This is a genomic window from Streptomyces sp. MK37H, assembly GCF_018035285.1.
GTDB classification, from domain to species: domain Bacteria; phylum Actinomycetota; class Actinomycetes; order Streptomycetales; family Streptomycetaceae; genus Streptomyces; species Streptomyces endocoffeicus.
Genome location: NZ_JAAAYH010000430.1, coordinates 1 through 7,498 on the forward strand (window position 1 = coordinate 1; position 7,498 = coordinate 7,498).

General features: G+C 72.7%; 6 protein-coding genes. 3 read left to right on the forward strand and 3 right to left on the reverse strand.

Going from position 1 to position 7,498, the window contains the following annotated elements; translation table 11 throughout:
- Positions 1-142 precede the first annotated feature (142 nt).
- Both nirB and nirD read left to right on the forward strand, forming a co-directional pair.
- Complete coding sequence (gene nirB / locus GWI24_RS36695; RefSeq protein WP_210950367.1) at positions 143-2,818, forward strand: nitrite reductase large subunit NirB; 2,676 nt, start codon at positions 143-145, stop codon at positions 2,816-2,818.
- Positions 2,815-3,195: a nitrite reductase small subunit NirD gene (gene nirD, locus GWI24_RS36700; protein WP_210950368.1), complete on the forward strand. Its 381-nt coding sequence runs from the start codon at positions 2,815-2,817 to the stop codon at positions 3,193-3,195. Before nirB ends, nirD begins: the two co-directional genes overlap by 4 nt.
- On the opposite strand, the gene GWI24_RS36705 is transcribed toward nirD, so the two are convergent.
- The 3 genes from GWI24_RS36705 to GWI24_RS36715 form a co-directional block, all read right to left on the reverse strand.
- Positions 3,178-4,428 (reverse strand): hypothetical protein, encoded by a 1,251-nt coding sequence (locus GWI24_RS36705; protein ID WP_247617383.1) that lies wholly within the window; start codon positions 4,426-4,428, stop codon positions 3,178-3,180. The two genes, nirD and GWI24_RS36705, sit on opposite strands and share 18 nt — an antisense overlap.
- 78 nt (positions 4,429-4,506) lie before the next feature.
- Positions 4,507-5,694, reverse strand: a complete 1,188-nt coding sequence (locus GWI24_RS36710; RefSeq protein ID WP_210950369.1) for a CU044_5270 family protein — start codon at positions 5,692-5,694, stop codon at positions 4,507-4,509.
- 1 nt (position 5,695) lies between these two features.
- Positions 5,696-6,241: an RNA polymerase sigma factor gene (locus GWI24_RS36715; RefSeq protein ID WP_210950370.1), complete on the reverse strand. Its 546-nt coding sequence runs from the start codon at positions 6,239-6,241 to the stop codon at positions 5,696-5,698.
- A gap of 269 nt (positions 6,242-6,510) precedes the next feature.
- Here GWI24_RS36715 and GWI24_RS36720 point away from each other — a divergent pair.
- Positions 6,511-7,498 (forward strand): LacI family DNA-binding transcriptional regulator (locus tag GWI24_RS36720; protein WP_210950371.1); only part of this gene is annotated, 988 nt, incomplete at its 3' end.

The following is a 7,498-nucleotide window of genomic DNA, read 5'->3' on the forward strand; positions in this document are numbered from 1 at the left end:
TCCGCGGTGACCGGCTGCTCGGGGGCATTCTTCTCGGCGATCTCGGCACCGTCGGCGCGCTCGCCCGCACCTGGGAGAGCGACGAGCCGCTCCCCGCCACTCCCTTGCTCCACCTGTTGACCAACGATGGAGGGTCCTGACGATGAGCGCATCGAATCCCCAGAACGCCGAAACCGCCGAAACCGCCGTCCCCACCATCGTGCTCGTCGGCCACGGCATGGTCGGCCAGCGGTTTCTCGAAGCGCTGGCCGACCGGAAGGTCACGGAGACCGCCCGCGTCGTCGTGTTCTGCGAAGAGCCCCGCCCCGCCTATGACCGCGTCCAGCTGACCTCGTACTTCTCCGGGCGCACCCCGGACGAGCTCTCCCTCGTCGAGGACGGCTTCATGGCGCGGCACGGCATCGAGTTCCATCTGGGCGACCCGGCCCAGGCCATCGACCGCGACGCCCGCACCGTGACCAGCCGGTCCGGGCTGACCATTGCCTACGACACGCTCGTGCTGGCCACCGGCTCGTACCCGTTCGTCCCGCCCGTGCCCGGCAAGGACAGCGACGGTTGCTTCGTCTACCGGACCGTTGAGGATCTGCTCGCGATCGAGGAGTACGCGAAGGACCGCTCGTCCGGCATCGTCGTCGGCGGCGGGCTGCTCGGCCTCGAAGCCGCCGGCGCGCTCAAGGGGCTCGGGCTCACCACTCACATCGTGGAGTTCAACCCGCGCCTGATGGCCATCCAGGTGGACGAGGGCGGCGGCGCCGCGCTGCGCCGCACGGTCGAGGACATGGGCCTGATCGTGCACACCGGTGTCGGCGGTAAGGAGATCACGGCGGACGGCGACGGCGCGGTCACCGCCATGACGCTGTCCGACGGCTCGTCCATCGACGCCGACCTCGTCATCTTCTCGGCGGGCGTGCGCCCTCGCGATCAACTGGCCCGGGACTGTGGCCTGGACGTCGGCGAGCGCGGCGGCATCGCGGTGGACGAGACGTGCCGTACCAGCGATCCGGCGGTGTATGCGATCGGCGAGTGCGCGCTGGCCGCCGACGGCCGGGTGTACGGGCTGGTCGCGCCCGGCTATGAGATGGCCGAGGTGGCCGCGGACGCCATCGCCGAAGACGCCGTCGCGGGCAACGCCATCACCGGCGACGCCATCGCGGGCAACACCGCCACCAGCGGCTTCCGCGGGGCCGACACCTCCACCAAGCTCAAGCTCCTCGGCGTCGACGTGGCCAGCTTCGGCGACGCCCACGGCACCGCCGACGGCTGTCTGGACGTCGTCTACTCCGACTCCCGTACGGGCGTCTACAAGAAGCTCGTGGTGGGCGCCGACGGCGCCCTCCTCGGCGGGGTGCTGGTCGGCGACGCCGAGGCGTACGGCATGCTGCGCCCCCTCACCGGCTCGGTGCCGCCCGTAAGCCCCGAACAGCTCGTCCTCCCGGCGGGGGTGGGCGCGCCCGCCGCCCTCGGCCCCTCCGCGCTGCCGGATGAGGCGGTCATCTGCAACTGCCACAACGTCACCAAGGGCGCGATCCGTTCGGCCGTCACCGACCACCACTGCACCACCGTCCCGGAGGTGAAGAAGTGCACCAAGGCGGGCACCGGCTGCGGCAGCTGCGTCAAGGCGCTCACCTCGCTCGTCAACGACGAGCTGGAGGCGAGCGGGGTCAGCGTGGACAGGGGGCTGTGCGGCTGCTTCGCCTACACCCGCGCCGAGCTGTACGAGATCGTCCGCACCCTGCGCATCACCACCTACGCCCAGCTGCTGGACAGCCACGGCCGGGCGGAGGCCCGGGAGGGCGACGGCTGTGAGGTGTGCAAGCCCGCCGTGGCCTCGATCATCGCCTCGCTGGCCCCCACCCTGGGCGCGAGCGGCTACGTCCTGGACGGCGAGCAGGCGGCCCTCCAGGACACCAACGACCACTTCCTGGCCAATCTCCAGCGCAACGGGTCGTATTCGATCGTCCCCCGGATCCCCGGCGGGGAGATCACCCCGGAGAAGCTGATCGTGATCGGCGAGGTGGCCCGCGACTTCGGGCTCTATACGAAGATCACCGGAGGTCAGCGGATCGACCTCTTCGGCGCCCGGGTGGACCAGCTCCCGCTGATCTGGACGCGGCTGGTGGAGGCCGGTTTCGAATCGGGCCACGCGTACGGCAAGGCGCTGCGCACCGTGAAGTCGTGCGTGGGCCAGACCTGGTGCCGCTACGGAGTGCAGGACTCGGTCCGGATGGCCATCGACCTGGAGCTGCGCTACCGGGGGCTGCGCTCACCGCACAAGCTCAAGTCGGCCGTCTCGGGGTGTGCCCGCGAATGCGCCGAGGCACGCGGCAAGGACTTCGGCGTGATCGCCACGTCCAACGGCTGGAACCTGTACGTGGGCGGCAACGGCGGGGCGGACCCGCGCCACGCCGATCTGCTCGCCCAGGACCTGGACGACAAGGAGCTGATCCGGCTCATCGACCGGTTCCTGATGTTCTACATCCGCACCGCGGACCGTCTGGAGCGCACCTCGGCCTGGCTGGAACGGATCGAGGGCGGCCTGGACCACGTCCGCGAGGTGGTGGTCGAGGACTCACTCGGGCTGTGCGCCGAGCTCGAGGCGATGATGGCCGACCATGTGAACGGCTACCGCGACGAGTGGGCCGAGACCCTGGGCGACCCGGAGCGGCTGCGGCGCTTCGTCTCCTTCGTCAACGCGCCGGGCGCGCCCGACCCGACGGTGAAGTTCGTGCCCGAGCGCGACCAGGTCAAGCCGGACCTGACGATCCTGTCCGGCCCCACCCTCCCCGTCCGTACTCTCGAAGGGACTGCCAGCCGATGACCATGGCACCCGAGCGGACCGCGGTCCGCGTGGAACTCCTCGTCGACCAGCGGTGGTTCACCGTCTGCGAGCTGACCGACCTCACCCCCGGGCGCGGGGTGGCCGCCCTGCTGCCGGACGGCGCCCAGGTGGCGGTCTTCCTCGACCGCTCGGGGCGTGTGTACGCGATCGGCAACCGCGACCCGTTCACCGGGGCGTATGTCCTCTCCCGGGGGCTGCTGGGCTCGGCGGGCGGGCGGCCGTTCGTCGCCTCCCCGCTGCTGAAGCAGCGCTTCGACCTGGAGACGGGACGGTGCCTGGACGACGAGGGGGTCGTCGTCCAGGCGTATACGGCCCGGCGGGCGGCCGCTGACGGAATGTCAGCCAAGGTCGCGTGAGACCAGCACCCCGCACTGGACGGGGTCGCTCGCGCAGCCGGCCGTCCCGGCGGCGAGCACGCCCTTCGTCCCGGGGACGCCCGCGACGCCGAGCACCGTGGACATCTCGCTGTGCTCGGTGACGTCGGCGGGCAACTCCTCGGTCGCCCACGCCGTACCCGTCCAACGGGCCAGTACGGAGTGGGGGTTGCCCGGGGCCCAGCCGGCGATCCACGGCCGCCCGGCGCCGTCCGCGCCCGCGGCGTTCGCCTCGCCGACGGGGAGCGCGGGGAGCGACTGCCAGCGGCTGCCGGTCCAGCGGGTGGCCATGGTGGCCGTGGGCGACTGCGGGTCGTTGGTCTTCCCGACGACGTAGACCGAGTTACGGCCGGTGGCCACGGCGTGGTTGGCCACCCAGCTGGTCGGGTGCTCGCCGGGGGCCGGCACCTCGCGGACCGTCCAGCCGCTGCCGTTCCAGTGGTACAGCAGCGGTACGGACACCTCGCCGGTCATGGCGCTCGCGGTGACCCATACGTCGTCCGGGCCGGTGCCGGTGATGTCCCAGGGCTGCACCTGGCCACCACCGGGGGCGGCGGGGAGGGACACCTTCTGCCACGCGGAGCCGGTCCAGCGCTCCAGCCGGGAGACCTCGGTGCCGCCGTTCGGATCCCAGTCGAAACTGGTCAGCCAGGCCGACTTCGTACCGAACGCGGCCAGGTCGCCGACGAAGCTCAGCGACCCCTCCGCGGGGGCCGCGTGGCCGACCTTCGTCCACTTCGTGCCGTCCCAGTGCTGCAGCACGATCGGCGCGGAGGTGTTGTCGGCCAGGCTGCCGGCCGCCCAGGCGTCGTCGGGCGCGGCGGCGGCGACCTTCTCCAGCTGGGCGGGCCTGCCGTCGGTGGAGGCGGCGGGTACGTCCGTCCATGTGCCGCCGTTCCAGTGCCTGATCAGGGGGGCGGGCCCGTCGGCGCCGTCCGTCCTGCGGCCGACCGCCCAGGCGTCCTTGGCGCCGGTCGCGGCGACGTCCCAGAACTCCCTCGAGGCGGTCTCGCTCAACGGCGTCCGCAGCTTCCACGGGGTGTCGGCGCGGGCCGCCCGGTCGGCGGAGGCGCCGGTCGCGGCGTTCGCGGTGCCGGTCGCGGCGTTCGCGGGGGTGCCGAGGGTGGCGAGGGTGCCGAGTGCGACCGCGCACACCGCGACCGCTGTGCGCAGCCGCGTCCGGCGGGTTCCGGGCCGTCCTGCGGTTCTGTCCATGACGCTCCTTCTGCTCGGGTGGGGTTCTCAGAAGGAAATGGCCGCCGCCCGGCCGTTCTTACAGCTGGCCCCGACCGGTCATTCAGGGGTCTTCAACTGCCGGTCGGTCCACTCCGAATTCACCGTGGCGGTGTAGTTCACCACCGTGCCCGCCGTGAGCCCCGCCTCGGCGGCCTTCGCGTTCGGCTTGGTCAGCACCTCCTGGTCGGACAGCAGGGCCCCGGTCGCCGGGTCCACGATCAGCTCCGACCGCGCGGTCCCGTAGTCGGGCCGGCCGGTCGCGGGCAGGGCGAAGCCGACCCCCTTACGGCCCAGCGGGTCGGTCACCTCGCCGAGCGACCGGATGCCCGGCAGATCCGCGATGACGCGGTACGCGGCGGCCCGTACCTCGGGCCTGACCGGGAGGCCGATCAGGTTGGCCGCCTGCCGCCACATCCACTCGGTGCGGCCGGAGATCTCGCCTCCGCGGTCCTCCTCGTACAGGTCCGCCAGCACCTCCCTCAGCTTCGCGCTGTCGCCGGGGAGTTTCCGCAGCTCCGCGTAGCTCACATTGCGTGCGCCGAGGGCGGCGATCTTGTCGCCGCCGTTGATCCGATCCACCGTCGGCCGCTTCCTCTCCCCCGTCTCCAGCCGCAGACCGAGCTTGCCGCCCGACCCGGGTGCGGCGAGCGTCAGGTCCTTCGGCGATCCGGCGGCCCGCCAGCGCGCCGTGTCGCGCTCGGTGCGGGGCTCGGTGGTGGCGTCGATCCCCGAGATCCACAGGCTCCGCGTACCGGGCCGCACCCCGAAGGACCACCGCGATGTCTCGGAGGAGACCACCGCGAAGGTCGACTCGGACGCGGAGGCGACGCCGATCCAGGACGACCGCGTGGTCGTCTGCCAGTACGTGCCCTCGTCCGCCGTGCGATCCACCCGGGCGGCCACGTTGAGCAGCGCCAGGCGGCCGCTCTCGGGAGTGTGCCGGGGGCCGTCCGTGGTGGGTCCTGCGGTGGCGCGGGAGCCGCGGGCGTCCCGGGTGCCGGAGCCGCCCTCCGGCAGGGTGGCGACGAGCACCCCGGCCGCGGCCGCCGTCGCGGCGACGGGCAGCGCCCACCGCCAGGTGAACGGCCGGGCGGACCGGGACGCCGTCCGCGGCTCCGGCGGGCCGGCCAGGATGGCGATCAGGTCGTGCCGGGCGCGTTCGGAACCGGCCAGGTGGTCCGGGTCGAGCTCCGGGGGCCGGGCGTCCGCCAGCGTCTTCATGACATCGGGCCGCTTGCGTGCCATGTCAGTGCTCCTTCACTGTCATTTTCGGGCGGGAGTCGCGAGGGTCGCGAGAGGGTCCGACCGCGTCCACGGCCCGCTCCAGCCGCCGTCTGGCCCGGTGCAGCCGCACCGAGAACGTGGCGGTGGAGCAGCCCAGGACGCGTGCCGCCTGTCTCGGGCCGAGCCCGTGCCAGGCGACCAGCGTCAGCAGTTCGCGGTCGGCGGCGGACAGCCCCGCCAGCGCCTGCAGCGCCACCGCGCGCTCGGTCACCCCCGCGGCCACGTCCTCGACCTGGGCGCCGGAGGTGATGATGCGCTGGGCCTCCTGAGCGGCCAGGGCGTACTGCCTGCCGTCGCGGCGCCACAGCTCGCGGGTCAGGTTGCGGGCCACGCCGAGCAGCCATGGCAGCGGTGGCGTGGGGATGTCCCGCATCCGCCGCCAGGCGACCGTGAAGGTCTCGCTGGTGATGTCCTCACCGACCTGCCGGCCCACCAGGCTGGTCGCGTAGGCCAGCACACGGGGATGACACTCCTCGTAAAGGTCCCGAAAGCGTTGGGCGTCGGTCACGCCGTCTCCTCATCTCGGCTCTCTCACCATGCAGTGGTCGAGGGCCGCGCTTTCTTACACCCGGGGAGAGGGGATTCCGGGCGGCGAGGTGCCCGGGACGATGGAGGCCGGCCGCGCGGCGCTGCGTAAGCTCAGGAGCTTCATGGGGACGTCCCTCTCTCGTCTCTTCACGTCTGATCCGGTTTTCCGGAAGACTTCTGCAAGGTTCCGAGGGCGTGCCCCCGGGAAGCGAGAGGCGGGGGTGGCTCCCGTCAACGGAGGAGGCGGACATGGCTACGGAGAGCAGGGGCACCGAGGGCGGCCCCCGGCCCAAGGTGACGATCACGGCCATCGCCCAGGAGGCCGGGGTGTCGGTGCCCACGGTCTCCCGGGTGGTCAACGGCCGTTCGGATGTCTCGCCCGAGACCCGGGCCCGGGTCGAGGACCTGCTGCGGCTCCACGGCTACCGCCGCCGCCAGAGCGCGCCCGGCGATCGCGCCGCCCTGGTGGACCTGGTCTTCAACGACCTGGACAGCCCCTGGGCGGTGGAGATCATCCGGGGCGTGGAGGACGTCGCGCACCAGGACGGGGTGGGCACGGTGGTCTCGGCGATCCACGGCCGCGCGGGCTCGGCCCGGCAGTGGCTGAAGAATCTGCGGGCCCGCGCCTCGGACGGGGTGATCCTGGTGACGTCCGTACTGGAGCCGGTGGTCCACGAGGAGCTGCGACGGCTGAACGTGCCGATCGTGGTCGTCGACCCGGCCGGTTCCCCGGCGCTGGACGCGCCCACCGTGGGGGCCACCAACTGGGCGGGCGGCATGGCCGCCACCGAACATCTGCTGAGCCTCGGCCACCGCCGGATCGGCCTGATCGCCGGTCCGCCGCGGCTGCTGTGCAGCCGCGCCCGGCTGGACGGCCACCGCGCGGCGCTGGAGGCGGCGGGCGTGCCGTTCGACCCGGCGCTGGTGGCGCAGGGCGACTTCTACCACGAGTCCGGTTTCCACGGCTGCGACCAGCTGATGTCCGGTCCCACCCCGCCGACCGCCATCTTCGCGTCCAGCGACCAGATGGCCCTGGGCGCGATCGAGGCGCTGCGGCGGCGGGGGCTGCGGGTTCCGGAGGACGTGAGCATCGTCGGCTTCGACGACCTCCCCGAGGTCCGCTGGTCGGCGCCCCCGCTGACGACGGTGCGCCAACCGCTGGCGGACATGGGCAAGTTGGCCGCCCGTACGGTGTTGCGGCAGGCGCGGGGCGAGGAGATCGAGTCCCCGAGGGTCG